A 356-nucleotide genomic window follows, 5' to 3' on the forward strand; every position below is an offset into this window, starting at 1 on the left:
CCATACTTGCAAGCATGACGTGTTTATTGGCCGCTTGTATGCCCCGGGCATAGACCTTCTTCATTCCGTTCTGATGCAACAGATTGCCAAGGGCCGGTTCTACAATGGCTTTGCGCTTGCGGACCATTTGCCGGCCATAGCTGGTGTGTAATCGTTTCTCCATCAGATCGTACCACTCCTTGCCCTCCGAATGTTTTAATTGTTTATAATTGACTTTGCTGGTAATACACTGCGCCTTGATTGGACAGTTTTTACACTGTTTGGCAAAAGTTCTATAGACCCGCATTTTTTTGTTTCCAGTGATTGATATCGATCGATACGGTAGATATTCTCCCTGGCTGCACTCATAGCGATCA

General features: G+C 45.8%; 1 protein-coding gene. It reads right to left on the minus strand.

Going from position 1 to position 356, the window contains the following annotated elements; translation table 11 throughout:
• On the minus strand, positions 1-356 hold a 356-nt coding region (locus DYD21_RS21580), incomplete at both ends, for a transposase (RefSeq protein WP_199535630.1).

It is taken from the genome of Rhodohalobacter sp. SW132 (assembly GCF_003390325.1).
GTDB lineage: Bacteria > Bacteroidota > Rhodothermia > Balneolales > Balneolaceae > SW132.